The 15,422-nt window shown below is 68.8% G+C and carries 12 protein-coding genes and 1 other RNA gene; 9 read left to right on the top strand and 4 right to left on the bottom strand.

Annotation, left to right across the window (positions count from 1 at the left end; all coding sequences use genetic code 11):
* Positions 1 to 47: 47 nt before the first annotated feature.
* Positions 48 to 2,213, top strand: a complete 2,166-nt coding sequence (gene scpA / locus ASF39_RS14195; RefSeq protein ID WP_056285186.1) for a methylmalonyl-CoA mutase — start codon at positions 48 to 50, stop codon at positions 2,211 to 2,213.
* A 19-nt stretch (positions 2,214 to 2,232) separates the two neighbouring features.
* Here the strand turns inward: scpA and ASF39_RS14190 are convergent, their stop codons facing one another.
* A complete protein-coding gene (locus ASF39_RS14190; protein WP_056284919.1) occupies positions 2,233 to 3,771 on the bottom strand; it encodes a YifB family Mg chelatase-like AAA ATPase in 1,539 nt (512 codons plus the stop codon).
* 162 nt (positions 3,772 to 3,933) lie between these two features.
* On the opposite strand from ASF39_RS14190, the gene ASF39_RS14185 reads away from it, so the two are divergent.
* The 5 genes from ASF39_RS14185 to ASF39_RS14170 all read left to right on the top strand — a co-directional run bounded on the left by ASF39_RS14185 (position 3,934) and on the right by ASF39_RS14170 (position 8,722).
* A complete protein-coding gene (locus ASF39_RS14185) occupies positions 3,934 to 4,197 on the top strand; it encodes a PepSY domain-containing protein (RefSeq protein ID WP_055883878.1) in 264 nt (87 codons plus the stop codon).
* A gap of 55 nt (positions 4,198 to 4,252) precedes the next feature.
* Positions 4,253 to 4,349, top strand: an RNA gene (gene ffs, locus ASF39_RS20675) — signal recognition particle sRNA small type.
* A gap of 73 nt (positions 4,350 to 4,422) precedes the next feature.
* Positions 4,423 to 6,246, top strand: a complete 1,824-nt coding sequence (locus ASF39_RS14180; protein ID WP_056284916.1) for a DNA polymerase III subunit gamma/tau — start codon at positions 4,423 to 4,425, stop codon at positions 6,244 to 6,246.
* A 71-nt stretch (positions 6,247 to 6,317) separates the two neighbouring features.
* Positions 6,318 to 6,638 (top strand): YbaB/EbfC family nucleoid-associated protein, encoded by a 321-nt coding sequence (locus tag ASF39_RS14175; RefSeq protein WP_056284914.1) that lies wholly within the window; start codon positions 6,318 to 6,320, stop codon positions 6,636 to 6,638.
* Positions 6,639 to 6,811: 173 nt separating this feature from the next.
* On the top strand, positions 6,812 to 8,722 hold the full coding sequence (locus ASF39_RS14170) for a CHASE3 domain-containing protein (RefSeq protein ID WP_082494577.1): 1,911 nt from the start codon (positions 6,812 to 6,814) through the stop codon (positions 8,720 to 8,722).
* 26 nt (positions 8,723 to 8,748) lie between these two features.
* On the opposite strand, the gene ASF39_RS14165 is transcribed toward ASF39_RS14170, so the two are convergent.
* On the bottom strand, positions 8,749 to 10,365 hold the full coding sequence (locus ASF39_RS14165; protein WP_156387649.1) for a phosphoenolpyruvate carboxykinase: 1,617 nt from the start codon (positions 10,363 to 10,365) through the stop codon (positions 8,749 to 8,751).
* 350 nt (positions 10,366 to 10,715) lie between these two features.
* On the opposite strand from ASF39_RS14165, the gene recR reads away from it, so the two are divergent.
* Positions 10,716 to 11,321 carry a recombination mediator RecR gene (recR, locus tag ASF39_RS14160; RefSeq protein WP_055883886.1) on the top strand — a complete coding sequence of 202 codons (606 nt, stop codon included), beginning with the start codon at positions 10,716 to 10,718 and terminating at the stop codon, positions 11,319 to 11,321.
* Positions 11,322 to 11,467: 146 nt separating this feature from the next.
* On the opposite strand, the gene ASF39_RS14155 is transcribed toward recR, so the two are convergent.
* Entirely contained in the window at positions 11,468 to 11,824 is a 357-nt protein-coding gene (locus ASF39_RS14155) for a response regulator (RefSeq protein WP_055883891.1), read from the bottom strand.
* A gap of 210 nt (positions 11,825 to 12,034) precedes the next feature.
* Between ASF39_RS14155 and ASF39_RS14150 the strand changes: the two genes are divergently transcribed.
* Positions 12,035 to 12,940: an N-formylglutamate amidohydrolase gene (locus ASF39_RS14150; RefSeq protein WP_056284911.1), complete on the top strand. Its 906-nt coding sequence runs from the start codon at positions 12,035 to 12,037 to the stop codon at positions 12,938 to 12,940.
* Positions 12,941 to 13,320: 380 nt separating this feature from the next.
* Here the strand turns inward: ASF39_RS14150 and galU are convergent, their stop codons facing one another.
* Entirely contained in the window at positions 13,321 to 14,187 is an 867-nt protein-coding gene (galU, locus tag ASF39_RS14145; RefSeq protein WP_055883899.1) for a UTP--glucose-1-phosphate uridylyltransferase GalU, read from the bottom strand.
* 226 nt (positions 14,188 to 14,413) lie between these two features.
* Here galU and galE point away from each other — a divergent pair, with 226 nt between their 5' ends.
* Positions 14,414 to 15,406, top strand: a complete 993-nt coding sequence (gene galE, locus ASF39_RS14140; protein WP_056284908.1) for a UDP-glucose 4-epimerase GalE — start codon at positions 14,414 to 14,416, stop codon at positions 15,404 to 15,406.
* Positions 15,407 to 15,422 lie beyond the last annotated feature (16 nt).

Genomic DNA, 15,422 nt, shown 5'->3' with positions numbered 1-15,422 from the left:
CCTTGCTTATAATGCCGCACAACCTGTCGCCGCACGAGCACCCGCCCATGACGTCCCGCATCCCCGACTTCGCGACCGTCCCCTACGCGGCCGACGCCATCCCGGCGCCGGCGCCGCCGACGGGCGAGCCGTGGATGACGCCCGAGGGCATTCCCGTGAAGGGCCACTACGGCCCGGCCGACCGCGAGGGCGTCACCTTCCTCAAGACCTATCCCGGCGTGGCGCCCTACCTGCGCGGGCCCTACCCGACGATGTACGTCACCCAGCCCTGGACCATCCGCCAGTACGCCGGCTTTTCCACGGCCGAGGATTCGAACGCTTTCTACCGCCGCAACCTGGCGGCCGGGCAGAAGGGCCTGTCGGTGGCCTTCGATCTCGCCACCCACCGCGGCTACGATTCCGATCATCCGCGCGTCTCGGGCGACGTCGGCATGGCCGGCGTGGCGATCGATTCGATCTACGACATGCGCACGCTGTTCTCGGGCATTCCGCTGGACGAGATGACCGTGTCGATGACGATGAACGGCGCGGTGCTGCCGATCCTCGCCCTCTACATCGTCGCGGCCGAGGAGCAGGGCGTACCGCCCGAAAAGCTCGCCGGCACGATCCAGAACGACATCCTCAAGGAGTTCATGGTCCGCAACACCTACATCTACCCCCCCAAGGGATCGATGCGGATCATCGGCGATATCTTCGCCTATACGTCGAAGAACATGCCGAAGTTCAATTCCATTTCCATCTCCGGCTATCACATGCAGGAGGCCGGGGCGACGCAGGACCTCGAGCTCGCCTACACGCTCGCCGATGGTGTCGAATACATCAAGGCGGGCCTGGGCGCCGGCCTGACCATCGACCAGTTCGCGCCGCGCCTATCGTTCTTCTGGGCGATCGGGATGAACTTCTTCATGGAGATCGCCAAGATGCGGGCCGCGCGCCTGATCTGGGCCGGCCTCGTCAAGGAGTTCGATCCGAAATCCGACAAGTCGCTGCCCTTGCGCACTCACAGCCAGACCTCGGGCTGGTCCCTGACCGCGCAGGACGTGTTCAACAACGTCACCCGCACCTGCATCGAGGCGATGGCGGCGACGCAAGGCGGCACCCAGTCCCTCCACACCAACGCCCTGGACGAGGCGCTGGCGCTGCCCACCGACTTCTCGGCGCGTATCGCGCGCAACACCCAGCTCTTCCTGCAGCATGAGAGCGGCACCACCCGCATCGTCGACCCCTGGGGCGGCTCCTACTACGTCGAGAAGCTGACGCAGGACATCGTGGCCCGCGCCTGGGAGCACATCCGCGAGGTCAACGAACTCGGCGGCATGGCCAAGGCGATCGAGGCCGGCATCCCCAAGCTGCGCATCGAGGAAGCCGCCGCCCGCGCCCAGGCGCGGATCGATTCCGGCCGCCAGACCATCGTCGGCGTCAACAAGTTCAAGCCGGACGACGAGCGTGCCATCGACCTGCTGCGGGTCGACAACGGCAACGTCCGCACCCTCCAGATCGACAAGCTCAAGCGCCTGCGCGCCGAGCGCAACCAGGCCGACGTCGACGCGGCACTGGCGGCCCTCACCAAAGCCGCCACCGGCGAGGGTAACCTGCTGGAGCTCGCGGTGCAGGCCGGCCGCGCCAAGGCGACGGTGGGCGAGATTTCCGAGGCGCTGGAAAAGGCCTGGGGTCGGCACCGGGCCGAGATCCGCTCGATCTCGGGCGTCTACAAGCGGGAGGTGGGTGGCATGTCGCCGGTGGTCGAGACGGTGAGGAAGCTCGTGGAAGCCTTCGAGGAATCGGATGGGCGCCGCCCCCGCATCCTCGTGGCCAAGATGGGCCAGGACGGGCACGACCGCGGCCAGAAGGTGATCGCCTCGGCTTTCGCCGACCTCGGCTTCGACGTCGATATCGGGCCGCTGTTCGCCACCCCGGCCGAGGCGGCGCGCCAGGCGGTGGAGAACGACGTGCACATCGTCGGCGTGTCGTCGCTGGCCGCCGGCCACCTCACCCTGGTGCCGGAGCTCAAGGCCGCCCTCGACGAGGCCGGACGCGGCGACGTGATGATCGTCATCGGCGGCGTCATTCCGCCCGGCGACTACCCGGCCCTGCATGCCGCCGGCGCCTCGGCGATCTTCCCGCCCGGAACGGTGATCGCGGATGCGGCAATCAAGCTGCTCGGCGAACTCAACGAACGCCTCGGCTACGCTTCGCGGCAGGCGGCGGAATAGGCCACCGCCGCAGGAACGTTCAGGCGGCGGCGACGGCCCGTTCCGACCGGCCGCGGTAGGACAACGCCTCCGCCAGGTGGAGGCGCCGCACCCTCGCCTCGCCGTCGAGGTCGGCCAGGGTGCGCGCCACCCGCAACACCCGGTGAAAGCCTCGCGCCGACAGGCGCATGGCCTCGGCCGCGTCGCGGATCAGCGTCGCCCCCTCGGCATCGGGGGCGGCGACCTCCTCGATCACCGTCGCCGGGCAGGTGGCGTTGGTCATTACGCCGGTGAGCCCGCGGGCGGCGAAGCGCTCCGTCTGGATGAGCCGGGCGGCGGCGACACGGGCGGCGCATTCGGCCGATCCCTCAGCCGGTGGCGGCAGGATCAGGTCGGCGGCGGTGACCGCGCCGACCTCGATGCGCAGGTCGATCCGGTCGAGGAGCGGCCCGGAGATGCGGGCTCCGTACTGGGCGACGCAACGGTCGTTGGGCCCGCGCCGGCAGGCGTAGCCGGGCTCGAGCGCCTGTCCGCAACGGCAGGGATTCATCGCGGCCACGAGCTGGAAGCGGGCGGGATAGGTCACGCGGTGGTTGGCCCGCGCGATCATGACCTCACCGGTCTCCATCGGCTGGCGCAGCGAATCGAGCACCTGGGGCGTGAACTCCGGCAACTCGTCGAGGAAGAGCACGCCGCCGTGGGCCAGCGAGGCCTCGCCGGGGCGCGCGTTGAGGCCGCCGCCGACCAGGGCGGCCATCGAGGCCGAATGATGTGGCTGCCGGAACGGGCGCCGGTTCGAGAGGGCACCGCCCTTCAACTCGCCCGCCACCGACTGGATCATCGAGACTTCGAGGAGTTCGCGGGGACTGAGCGGCGGCAGGATCGACGGCAGCCGGGCCGCGAGCATCGACTTGCCGGCCCCGGGCGGGCCGTTCATCAGGAAATTGTGGCCGCCGGCCGCGGCGATCTCCAGGGCGCGCTTGGCGCCCTCCTGGCCCTTGATGTCGCGCAGGTCTGGCAGGTTGGAGGGCGGCGCGGCCATGGCCGGCTCCGGCCGCGCCATCACCTGGCTGCCCTTGAAGTGGTTGGCGAGCTGCACGAGCGAGCGTGGCGCCAGGACGTCGATGTCCCCGCCCGCCCAGGCGGCCTCCGGTCCGGTCGCCGCCGGGCAGATCAGGCCGAGACCGCGGGCGCCCGCGGCCATGGCGGCGGGCAGCACCCCGGAGACGGCGGTGATGGTGCCGTCCAGGGCCAGTTCGCCCAGCACGCAATAGCCCGCGAGCGCATCGGCCGGCAGGGCGCCGATGGCACCCATCACCGCCAATGCGATTGGCAGGTCGTAGTGCGAGCCCTCCTTGGGCAGGTCGGCGGGCGCGAGATTGACGGTGATGCGCTTGGCCGGCAGGGCCAGGCCCGAGGCGATGAGGGCCGAGCGCACCCGCTCGCGCGATTCCGCCACCGCCTTGTCGGCGAGACCCACCACCATGAAGGCGACGGCCCCGTTGGCGATCTGGACCTGCACGTCGACGGCGCGCGCCTCGATTCCCTCGAAGGCGACGGTAGCGACGCGCGTGACCATGGTTCCTCCGAGCCGGTGCCCCGGGTTCCAGCCTAAGGCGCAGCTCCGGCGGAGACAACTCCGGCGTGCATCGCGCCGGAAGCTGGCGTGGAACCCGGTTGGGGCGGCAATCGTTCGCAGGGCGTCACGAGACGACGTTTCGACCTCAAGGAGCTTTTTTCCATGTCGATCAAGACCACCGGCCTTCTCGCCGCCGCCCTCGGCTTCGCCTTCACCGGCGCCGCCTTCGCCGACCGCGAGCCGACCCCCGAGGAGCTGACCAAGATCGAAGCCGTCCTGAAGAAGGAAGGCTTCACCAAGTGGAAGAAGATCGAGGTCGAGGACGACGAGATCGAGATCGACGACGCCATCGACGCCAACGGCAAGCAGTTCGACATCGAACTCGACCCCAAGACCTACGCCATCACCAAGCGCAAGGCCGAATAGCGCCACGCCGGACGGCGCGCTTGCGTTCGCGAAGCGCGCCCGCCATATAGCGCTCGGGAGGTTGGCGAGGGACGTTTCACTCGCCAACCGGGTCAGGTCCGGAAGGAAGCAGCCCTAACGAGACCGAGCGGGTCTTCGTCCAGCCTCCCACCTCGGCACCGTCCTGCGTCGGGCCTCCCCATCGGGGACGCGCAACCATCATCAAGGCGGCGTGATCAGGACGGCATGGACGCGACTTCCGGTCCTCAGAGCGACGCGCAGGGCCTTGCGGGCCTGGAACCGCCATCTGCCGCTGCGGCGCCCTACAGGGTGCTGGCGCGCAAGTACCGGCCCAAGGATTTCGACGACCTGATCGGCCAGGGCGCCATGGTGCGGACCCTGGCCAACGCCTTCTCCGCCAACCGTATCCCGCAGGCCTGGATGCTGACCGGCGTGCGCGGGGTCGGCAAGACCACCACCGCCCGCATCCTGGCCCGCGGCCTCAACTACGTCCGCGACGGCCATCCCGACACCGGCCCGACGATCCACATGCCGGAACTCGGTCGCCATTGTCAGGCGATCATGGAATCCCGGCACATGGACGTGCTGGAGATGGACGCCGCCTCCCACACCGGCGTCGACGACATCCGCGCCATCGTCGACGGCATCCGCTATTCGCCGGTGTCGGCCCGCTATAAGGTCTACATCGTCGACGAAGTGCACATGCTCTCGACGAACGCCTTCAATGCGTTCCTGAAGACGCTGGAAGAGCCACCGCCGCACGCCAAGTTCGTCTTCGCGACCACCGAGATCCGGAAGGTCCCGGTGACGATCCTCTCGCGCTGCCAGCGGTTCGACCTGCGCCGGGTGGAGGCGGATGTGCTCTCCGCCCACCTCTCGAAGATCTGCGCCGCCGAGGGCGTCGAGGCCGAGGCCGAGGCGCTCGCCGCCATCACAAGGGCCGCGGAAGGCTCGGTGCGCGATGCGCTCTCGCTGCTGGATCAGGCCATCGCCCATGGCGCCGGCCTCGTGGGCAGCGCCAGCGTGCGCGACATGCTGGGGCTGGCCGACCGCGGCCGCATCGTCGACCTGTTCGAGGCGGCGATGCGCGGCGACATCCCGGCCTGTTTTTCCGAACTGCGCTCGCAATACGAGTTCGGTGCCGATCCGGCGGTGGTGATGTCGGACCTGGCAAGCTTCACGCATCTGGTCACCCGCCTCAAGCTTGTCCCCGAGGCCGCCGCCGCCGATCCGACGCTGAGCGAGGCGGAACGCGTCCGCGGAGGCGATTTCGCCCGGCGCCTCTCGATCCGCGTCCTGTCGCGCACCTGGCAGATCCTGCTCAAGGCGATCCCAGAGGTCCAGGCCGCAGTCCGCCCCCTCGCAGCCGCCGAGATGGCGCTGGTGCGCCTCACCTACGCCGCCGACCTTCCCACGCCCGACGAGGCCCTGCGCAGGCTCAAGGCCGACGCCCTCGACGCCGCTCCGGCACCACATCCGACCGCACCTGAAATGGCTCCCGGCAGGCCGCCGCTGGCTTTGGCGAGCGGCGGCGGACCACGCACCGCCCACGTCGCCATGGTCTCCACGCCCCGACCGGAAGCCGCTGCGATGCCGGCGGTGGCGCGTGCGACCGCCCCCGAGGGGCCGCGCCTGACCCGGTTCGAGGACGTGATCGCCATGGCCGAGGCCCGGCGTGACATCGGCCTCAAGATGGCGCTCGAACGCTCGGTACACCTCGTGCGGTTCGAGGAGGGCCATATCGAATTCCGCCTCGCCGATGGCGGGCGCCAGAGCATCGCCAACGACCTGGCCCGCGCCCTCGACACCTGGACCGGGCGGCGCTGGATCGTCGCCCTTTCCAAGGAGGCGGGCGAGGCCACGGTCGAGGCCCGGACCCGCGTGGCTCTCGAAGCCCGTCATCAGGACGCCGCCGCACACCCGCTGGTGCGCGAGGTACTGTCGCGCTTTCCCGGTGCCCAGATCGTCGACGTCCGCGACAAGGCCGTCGAAGCGCCCGTGGCGCCCGCTCCCTCCGGCGATGCCGAGACCGAGGGCGACGAGCCGTAGCGCGCGACATCGGCCCGACCTACATCCGCTCCACCGTCACCGTCACCGTTACCAACGCCGGGATTCAAGACATGCGCGACCTCATGGGGATCATGAAGCAGGCTCAGGCCATGCAGGAGAAGATGGCATCGCTGCAGGAAGAGCTCGACCGTATCGAGGTCTCCGGCGCCTCCGGCGGCGGGGCGGTGCGTGTCACCATGACGGCCAAGGGCGCGTTCAAGGCCGTGGCTCTCGACCCGGATTTGATGAAGCCCGACGAGCGCGAGATCCTGGAGGACCTCCTCGTGGCCGCCCTCAACGACGGCCGCGCCAAGGCGGACGCGACCATGCAGGAGCGCATGGCCGAACTCACCCAGGGCCTGCCGATCCCGCCGGGGATGAAGCTGTTCTGAACGGCGTCGGCTCCCCGGCCCTTGCTCCGACGAGGCCGGGGCCGGCACCTGTGGGTCCGATCACACGATCATTTGTAAAGTTTCGGAAGATCGACGTCCGTTGGCGTCGGCATGTTGCCGTCGCGACGTCCGGGTGAAACGGTGGCTCACCACAGCGCCACCAGACCCCTGTCATGACACACGACGATACGCTGCCCCCGGTCGAAGCGATCGGGGCGGTCCCCCACGAATCGAGGCTGCGTGGGGTCGCTCCGGTCGTGGCCATCCTCGGGTTGCTCGTCGCCGTCGTCGTCACCAGCGCGGCCCTGGTGTCGGGGCAGGCCCGCAACTCCGCCGAGCTGCGACGGGTCATCGATCTGAGGCGTGATCTGACCGATGTGTTCTCCGGTCTCCAGGATGCCGAGACCGGGCAGCGCGGGTATCTCCTGACGGGCAACCCCGCCTACCTGACCCCCTACGAGCAGGCGATCGGCGGCATCGGCCGGCGCCTCGCGTCGATCTCGGGCGCCGTCGATGCACCGATGCGTCCGGACGTCGCGCGCCTCTCCGCGCTGGCGGACGCCAAGCTCGCAGAACTGAGGGAGTCGGTGGGGCTGTACGCCGACGGTCGGATCGGCGACGCCCTCGACCTGGTGCGGACCGACCGCGGCAAGGCGGTGATGGACGAGATCCGTTCCTCGAGCGATCGCCTGTATGCCGCCAACGACCAGATCGCCGTCGACCGGCAGAGGACTGCGGGTTCCGCCGCCGCCTGGCTACAAGCGACGGTGGCCGCCGCCATCGTCCTCGTCGTCCTGCTGGGCGCTTTCGTCCTGTCGGAGGCCCGGCGCCGGCAACGGAGCATGGCCCAGGCTCAGGCTGCCCTCGCGCAGGCCAACCGCGCCCTCGTTTCCACCGCCGCCAGGCGCGACGTGCTCGAAGAGCAGTTGCGGCAAGCGCAGAAGATGGAGGCGCTGGGGCAGCTCACCGGTGGCATGGCCCACGACTTCAACAACATGCTCGCCATCGTGATCGGCAACCTGTGCCTGATGCGGCGCCGGGTCGAAGGCGGTGAGATCCGGATCGAGCGCTACATCGATCACGCCCTGGAGGGGGCGGAACGGGCCGCGACCCTGACGCGCCGTCTCCTGGCCTTTGCCCGCCGCCAGCCGCTCCAACCCGAGCCGCTAGCCTGCAACCGCCTGATCGCGACCCTGGCCGAACTGGTGCGGGGCAGCCTCGGCGAGACCATCCACATCGAGACGGTGCTCGCCGGCGGCCTCTGGCAGACGATGGCAGATGCCAGCCAATTGGAGAGCGCGATCGTCAACCTCACGGTCAACGCCCGCGATGCCATGCCCGAGGGCGGGCGGCTGACCATCGAGACCGCCAACGCCCACCTCGACGAGGCCTATGCCCAAAGCCACACCGATGTGGCGCCCGGACAGTACGTCCTCATCGCGGTGACGGACGACGGCTCGGGCATGGACCCCGAGGTGGCGGACCGCGCCGTCGATCCGTTCTTCACGACCAAGGCGGTGGGGCGCGGGACCGGGCTCGGGCTCAGCCAGGTCTACGGCTTCGTCAAGCAATCGGGCGGGCACCTGAAGATCTACTCGGAGGCCGGCTACGGCACGACGGTGAAGATCTATCTGCCGCGGCTCGTCGGGCTCGACCGCGACGGTCCGGATCCGATGGCCAACGCCGCGGCGCCCCTGCCCGCGGGCTCGCCGCAGGAGATCATCCTGGTGGTGGAGGACGAGGACGATGTGCGGCGCGTCGCCGTCGAGGCCCTGCGCGACCTCAACTACACGGTGATCCACGCCTATTGCGCGGCCGGCGCCCTGACGTTGCTCGACAGCCATCCGACCGTGTCGCTGCTGTTCACCGACGTGGTCATGCCCGATCTCGACGGTCGCCGGTTGGCGGAAGCGGCCCGGCGCAAGCGTCCCGATCTGCGGGTCCTCTACACGTCGGGCTATTCGCGAAACGCCATCGTCCACAACGGCATCGTCGATGCGGACGTGCGGCTGCTGGGCAAGCCCTACACCCTCGAGCAACTGGCGACCAAGGTGCGGCAGGCCATCATGGACCGGGCGGCCTGATCGAAATCCAGCCGCCCACCGGCCGTTCAGGCCGCGATCACCCGCGGCACCGGCTCGGCCGCGCGGACGTCGGCGTCCACATGCGCCTCGAACCGCTTGAAGTTCTCCCGGAACATGCCGACGAGGCGGGTCGCGGTCTCGGCGAAGGCGGCCTTGTTGTTCCAGGTGTCCACAGGCGAGAGCACATGCGTCTCGACGCCCGACACGGCGGTCGGCACCGCGAACCCGAAATAGGGGTCCTTGCGGAACGGGACCTTGGCCAACGACCCGTCGAGGGCCGCGCTCAGCAGGCGCCGCGTCACGCGGATCGGCATGCGCCGGCCGGTGCCGACGCCGCCGCCCGTCCAGCCTGTGTTGACGAGCCAGCAGTCGACCTCGTGCCGGGCGATGAGGTCGCGCAGCAGGTTGCCGTAGGTGCTCGGGTGGCGCGGCATGAAGGGTGCGCCGAAGCAGGTGGAGAAGGTCGCCTCCGGCGCGGTCAGGCCGCGCTCGGTGCCCGCTACCTTGGCGGTGTAGCCAGACAGAAAGTGGTACATCGCCTCGGCCCCGGTGAGCCTGGCGATGGGCGGCATCACCCCGAAGGCGTCGCAGGTCAGCATGACGATGTTCTTGGGGTGCCCCGCCCGCCCGGTGGCGCTGGCATTGGCGATGAAGTCGAGCGGGTAGGCGCAGCGCGTGTTCTCGGTGAGCGAGGCGTCGTCGAAGTCCGGTACCCGGGTCTCGGGATCGATCACCACGTTCTCCATCACCGTCCCGAACCGCTCGGTGGTGGCGTAGATCTCGGGCTCGGCGTTGCGCGAGAGGCGGATTGTCTTGGCGTAGCAGCCGCCCTCGAAATTGAAGATCCCGTCCCCGGCCCAGCCGTGCTCGTCGTCGCCCAGGAGCTGGCGCGAGGAATCGTTGGAGAGGGTGGTCTTGCCGGTGCCCGACAGGCCGAAGAACAGGGCTGAATCGCCGGTCGCGTCGAGGCCGGCGTTGGCCGAGCAATGCATCGGCATCACCCCGGCCTCGGGCAGCACGTAGTTGAGGTAGGTGAAGACCGATTTCTTCATCTCGCCGGCATAGGCGCTGCCGCCGATGAGGACGATCCGGCGCGTGAGATCCATGGCGATCACCGTCTTCGACCGGCAGCCGTGGCGGTGCGGCTGGGCCTCGAAGCTCGGCAGGTCGATGATGGTGAGGTCGGGCACGAAGGAGGCCAGCGCGTCCCGCTCGGGCCGGATCAGCAGGTTGCGAATGAACAGGGAGTGCCAGGCGAGTTCGGTGAACACCCGGGCCTGGACCCGGTGGGCCGGGTCGGCGCCGCCGTAGAGATCCTGCGCGAAGAGTTCGCGACCCTCGGCGTGGGCCAGGAAGTCGGACAGCAGCGTGTCGAACTGCTCGGGCGTGATGGCGCCGTTGTTCTCCCACCAGACCTCGTTTTCGGTGCCGGCGTCACGCACCACGAACTTGTCCTTGGGCGAGCGGCCTGTATGGCTGCCGGTGGTGGCCACGAGGGCGCCTCCACGAGCGAGCTTGGACTCGCCGCGGGCAAGGGATTCCTCGTAGAGCCGCGGTGCCTCCAGGTTCCAGTGCACGGCCTTCAGGTTGCGCAGGCCGATCGCCTCGGCCCCGTGGTCCCTGTTGAAGGGGCCCGCGTCGATGTCACCGATGTCGTTCACGTGTCTCTCCTCGAGCCCCTGATCGCGCCGCTGTCCGGAGGGTCGTGGCACCGCCGTGGCGCCGCGATCCGTATCGACGATGCGTCCGCGCGGTCGGTCAGGTCCGCCGCGCGCAGGTTCACCGCGTCGTCGCTTGGTCCTGTCTGGCATAAACCGCAAAGAAGGGTCGTCAACCGATCCGGGAGGAGGACGGGAGACGTCTGCCGAGGATTGTCAGCCGCCCGGTTCAACGCCGATCGATCGCCCTCGGGATGCCGAACGAAGCGGCAGACCGCCGCCGGATGCCCTATGTCGAGGGCTGCGGCCCTTCATCATCCCAACACGGAAGTCCCATGCGCCAAGCCGTCGCCGGTCCCGAGATCGAGCGCCTCATCCAACTCCTCGCACGGCTACCGGGACTCGGCCCCCGTTCGGCGAGGCGCGCCGCGCTGACGTTGATCAAGAAGCGGGACACGTTGCTCGGGCCGCTGTCCGAGGCCATGCGCGTGGCCGTCGAGCGCATCGTCGTGTGCGGCAACTGCGGCAACGTCGATACCTGCGATCCCTGCACCGTCTGCGCGGACGCGAACCGCGACCCCGCGACCCTGGTGGTGGTGGAGGACGTCTCGGATCTATGGGCGCTGGAGCGGTCGGGGGCGGTGAGCGCACGCTACCACGTACTCGGCGGCGTGCTGTCCGCGCTCGACGGGGTGCGGCCCGAGCACCTCAACCTTCAGAGTCTGGTGGAGCGGGCGAGCGATCCGGCGGTGAAGGAGATCATCCTGGCCCTGAACGCCACCGTCGACGGCCAGACCACCGCTCATTACGTCACCCAGTCGCTGTCCCATCTCGGCTTGACGACGACGCGGCTCGCCCATGGCGTCCCCGTGGGGGGAGAACTCGATTATCTCGACGAGGGGACGCTCTCGGCCGCCATCCGCAGCCGCACTGCTTTCTAACGGCGCCGGTACTGGCGGCGAAGCCGGAAGCGACGTGGACGGGAGCGCCTGGCCATGATCCGGAGGGTCGAACGAAGTCGCCCGCGTCAGGCCCGATGTCGGCGAAAGCCGTCATCGGGCGCTTCTCGCGAACGGGGCGTGCCGCGTCAGGCGGCGAGCAGCTTCTCGACCTCGTTGACCAAGTCGCGCAGGTGGAACGGCTTCGAGAGGACTTTGGCGTCCTTGGGAGCCTTCGAATCCGGATTGAGAGCCACCGCGGCAAAACCGGTGATGAACATCACCTTGATGTCGGGGTCGAGCTCGGTGGCGCGACGCGCCAGTTCGATCCCGTCCATCTCCGGCATCACGATGTCGGTCAGAAGCAGCTCGAACGGTTCTTCGCGCAGACGGTTGTAGGCCGACAGGCCGTTGTCGAAGGACAGCACCTCGTAGCCGGCGTTCTGCAACGCCTTGGCGAGAAAGCGGCGCATGTCGTTGTCGTCTTCCGCCAGAAGAATCTTCATTGCGCGGCGTCCCATACCCTTCGAATCGGTGTGTTCCTCCCATAAAGCGTCGACTTGGTAAACAAGGTGTTGAGATCCGCGCCACGGCCGGTGCGACGGGGCACATCCTGAGACGGCGCGGGCCCTGCATCTCGCACGCGACGATCTTGAGTGGACAGTGACGGTGGGAGCCAGCAAAGTGAGGGCGTGCGTTCTCCCGTCGACAGCGCGATGACCGAGCCCTTTTCGAACCAGACCCCGTCCGCGATCGCCTTCGACCCGCCCTTCGTCGTGGACGAGCCGGGGACGCATACCCTCCCGTTCGTCTTCAACACGCCCCACTCCGGCTCGGTCTATCCCCGTCCGTTCCTGACCGCCTCGCGCCTCGACGCGCTGGCGCTTCGCCGCTCCGAGGACGCGCATGTGGACCGCCTGTTCGCACCGGTGATCGATCTCGGCGCGCCGCTGATGCGCGCGCACTTCCCGCGGGCCTATCTCGACGTGAACCGCGAGCCCTACGAGCTCGACCCGCGCATGTTCGAGGGCCGGCTGCCGCCGTTCGCCAACACCCGGTCGATGCGGGTAGCCGGCGGGCTCGGGACCGTGCCGCGGGTCGTCGCGGACGGGCAGGAGATCTACCGCGGGCGCCTGCCCGTGGAGGAGGCGATCGCCCGCATCGAAGGCCTCTACAAGCCCTATCACCGCACCCTGCGCGGCCTGATCCAGCGCACCGCGCGGCAGTTCGGCCATGCCATCCTGATCGATTGCCACTCGATGCCCTCGTCGAGCCTCGGGCGGGAGGAGGCCGGCCGGGCCGACATCGTGCTGGGCGACCGCTTCGGCACGAGTTGCTCGCCCCTGCTCACGGGGCTGGTGGAGCACCACCTGCGCGCCTGCGGCTTCAAGGTCCTTCGCAACAAGCCCTATGCCGGCGGTTTCATCACCGAGCACTACGGCGAGCCCGGCATCGGCCGTCATGCCCTCCAGATCGAGATCAACCGGGGCCTCTACATGAACGAGGCGTCGCTGGCGGTGACCGGCCGGTTCTCCGACCTCGTCTGGCAACTGCGGGGCATGGTCGTCGCGGTGGCCGCCGAGATCACGGACCTCGCGCCTCGCCGCATCGCCGCCGAATAGGGCCGCGTCCCGGCGGGACGAGAGCCGAGCGCCTCGCGCGCGCCCGGAGCAGGACATCGCCTCGACAAGGCGTGCGCCCAACAAAAAAGGCCGCTCCGAAGAGCGGCCCGAAGTCTAGGGAGGAAACGCCCAAGAAGGGCTGCCAGACCGCGACGCCATCGCGATCTCGCAATGCAATAATTAATTTGCGTCGCACAAAACACAAGAGCCGTTTCGCACATTCCGGCTGCGCTGTGCGCATGCCCCCGCCGCGTTAAGCGCAGCGATCCCCATCGAGGTCGAGCGGGACGATGTCGGTCGTTCGGCTCGTGCCTGCCCGGCCCCCATCGGGGTGCCGGTCATGGCAGCGAGTCCGGCACTCCTCTCGCACAGGGACGCACTCAGTCTTCGCGCAGAAGCCGCGCGATCTCGGCCTTGAGCGGGCCGGCGAGATCCTGTCGCTCGAGGGCGTAGGCGATGTTGGCGGCGAGAAAGCCGATCTTGGAGCCGGTGTCGTAGGTCCGCCCCTCGTAATGCATGCCGTAGAAACTCTGCTGCTGGGACAGGGCGATCATGGCGTCGGTGAGCTGGATCTCGCCACCGGCCCCCTTCTCGCCACGCTCCAGGATCGAGAAGATCTCGGGCTGGAGGATGTAGCGGCCGGAAATGATGAAGTTCGAGGGCGCGGTGCCGGCCTTGGGCTTCTCGACCATGCCGTTGATCTCGAAGGTCTGGCCGAAGGTCTCCCCGACGCCGACGATGCCGTATTGATGCGTTTCCTCGGGGGCGACCTCCTCGACGGCGATCACGTTGCCGCCGTGGCGCTCGTAGGCGGCGAGCATCTGGCCCATGCAGCCGCGGCTGAGCATGTCGGGGAGGAGAACGGCGAAGGGCTCGTCGCCGACGATCTCGCGGGCGCACCAGACGGCGTGGCCGAGGCCGAGCGGAGCCTGCTGGCGGGTGAAGCTGACCTGGCCGGCCTTGGGCAGGTCGCGCTTCAAATCCTCGTAGGCCGCCTGTTTGCCGCGCTCGCGCAGCATCTGGTCGAGTTCGAAGGCGATGTCGAAATGATCCTCGATCACCGCCTTGTTGCGGCCCGTCACGAATATGAAGTGCTCGATGCCCGCTTCGCGCGCCTCGTCGACCACGTGCTGGACGACCGGCCGGTCGACCACCGTCAGCATCTCCTTGGGGACGGCCTTCGTCGCAGGAAGAAAGCGGGTGCCGAGGCCCGCGACAGGAAGGACGGCCTTGCGAATCGGTTTCATCGAGCGGAACCCGGTGCGGAGAGGTGGAAAGGCGGACGGTGGACGTGTCGTCTCGGATGGACCAGCCCTGCCTGCCATCACGATCCCTCATGCGGCATAAACGATGTGGTGCATTTTCGATATAACGTCCGCTTGTCCGGCAGGATAAGTCGCCTGCCCTTTCCCGGGTTCGTCGCGGAGGGCTCGCTCCGGGCGGTCACGCGGCGATATCGAAAGGCAGTTCCACATGGCGGTTCTGGTGACGGGGGGCGCCGGCTACATCGGCAGCCACATGGTCCTCGCGCTGATCGACGCGGGCCATGACGACATCGTCGTCCTCGACGACCTTTCCACCGGGTTCGACTGGGCGCTACCGCCGGAAGTGCGGCTGGTGGTGGGCGATGTGGCCGACCAGGCCCTGGTCGCCGACGTGATCCGCCGCCACGGCGTCGACGCGGTGGCGCATTTCGCGGCACGGATCGTGGTGCCGGATTCGGTCGCCGACCCGCTCGGCTACTACCTCGCCAACACCGTCAAGACCCGCGCCCTCATCGAGACCGCGGTCGCGCAGGGCGTGAAACACGTCATTTTCTCCTCCACCGCCGCGGTCTACGGCGAGCCGGAGACGGTGCCGGTGCCCGAAGACCTCGGTCCCTCGCCGATCAATCCCTACGGTCGCTCCAAGCTGATGAGCGAATGGATGATCGCAGACGCGGCCAAGGCGCATGGCTTCAGCTACGTCATCCTGCGCTACTTCAACGTCGCGGGCGCCGACCCGCGCGGACGCACCGGACAGTCGACGCCCAACGCCACCCACCTCATCAAGGTCGCGACGCAGGCCGCCCTCGGGCAGCGTTCGCACCTCGAGGTGTTCGGCACCGATTATCCGACCCCGGACGGATCGTGCCTGCGCGACTACATCCAGGTGTCGGACCTGGCGGAGGCCCATCGCCTCGCCCTCGACCACCTGAGGGCCGGCGGCGAGAGCCTGACGCTCAATTGCGGCTACGGGCGCGGCTATTCGGTGCTGGAGGTGATCGACGTGGTCAAGCGCGTCTCGGGCGTCGACTTCCCCGTGCGCCTGTCGCCGCGACGGGCCGGCGATCCCGCCTGCATCGTCGCCGGGGCGGACCGGATCCGCGACCGGCTCGGCTGGAGGCCGCGCCACGACGATCTCACGGGCATCGTCACCCAGGCACTGGCCTGGGAGGACGCCCTGACCAGGCGTAACCGGACGTGATCGGCCCGTCCGCCCC

The sequence above is a fragment of the Methylobacterium sp. Leaf108 genome (assembly GCF_001423265.1).
Lineage (GTDB): Bacteria > Pseudomonadota > Alphaproteobacteria > Rhizobiales > Beijerinckiaceae > Methylobacterium.
Note: the sequence above shows the minus strand (reverse complement) of the source record. Positions and strands in the feature narration are given on the sequence as shown.

Excerpts from the sequence above, each read along its gene's own strand:
- recR (WP_055883886.1), top strand. The coding sequence starts at position 10,716 with ATGCGCCAAGCCGTCGCCGGTCCCGAGATCGAGCGCCTCATCCAACTC.
- ASF39_RS14170 (WP_082494577.1), top strand. The coding sequence starts at position 6,812 with ATGACACACGACGATACGCTGCCCCCGGTCGAAGCGATCGGGGCGGTC.
- galE (WP_056284908.1), top strand. The coding sequence starts at position 14,414 with ATGGCGGTTCTGGTGACGGGGGGCGCCGGCTACATCGGCAGCCACATG.
- scpA (WP_056285186.1), top strand. The coding sequence starts at position 48 with ATGACGTCCCGCATCCCCGACTTCGCGACCGTCCCCTACGCGGCCGAC.
- galU (WP_055883899.1), bottom strand. The coding sequence starts at position 14,187 with ATGAAACCGATTCGCAAGGCCGTCCTTCCTGTCGCGGGCCTCGGCACC.
- ASF39_RS14180 (WP_056284916.1), top strand. The coding sequence starts at position 4,423 with ATGGACGCGACTTCCGGTCCTCAGAGCGACGCGCAGGGCCTTGCGGGC.
- ASF39_RS14190 (WP_056284919.1), bottom strand. The coding sequence starts at position 3,771 with ATGGTCACGCGCGTCGCTACCGTCGCCTTCGAGGGAATCGAGGCGCGC.
- ASF39_RS14175 (WP_056284914.1), top strand. The coding sequence starts at position 6,318 with ATGCGCGACCTCATGGGGATCATGAAGCAGGCTCAGGCCATGCAGGAG.
- ASF39_RS14155 (WP_055883891.1), bottom strand. The coding sequence starts at position 11,824 with ATGAAGATTCTTCTGGCGGAAGACGACAACGACATGCGCCGCTTTCTC.
- ASF39_RS14185 (WP_055883878.1), top strand. The coding sequence starts at position 3,934 with ATGTCGATCAAGACCACCGGCCTTCTCGCCGCCGCCCTCGGCTTCGCC.
- ASF39_RS14150 (WP_056284911.1), top strand. The coding sequence starts at position 12,035 with ATGACCGAGCCCTTTTCGAACCAGACCCCGTCCGCGATCGCCTTCGAC.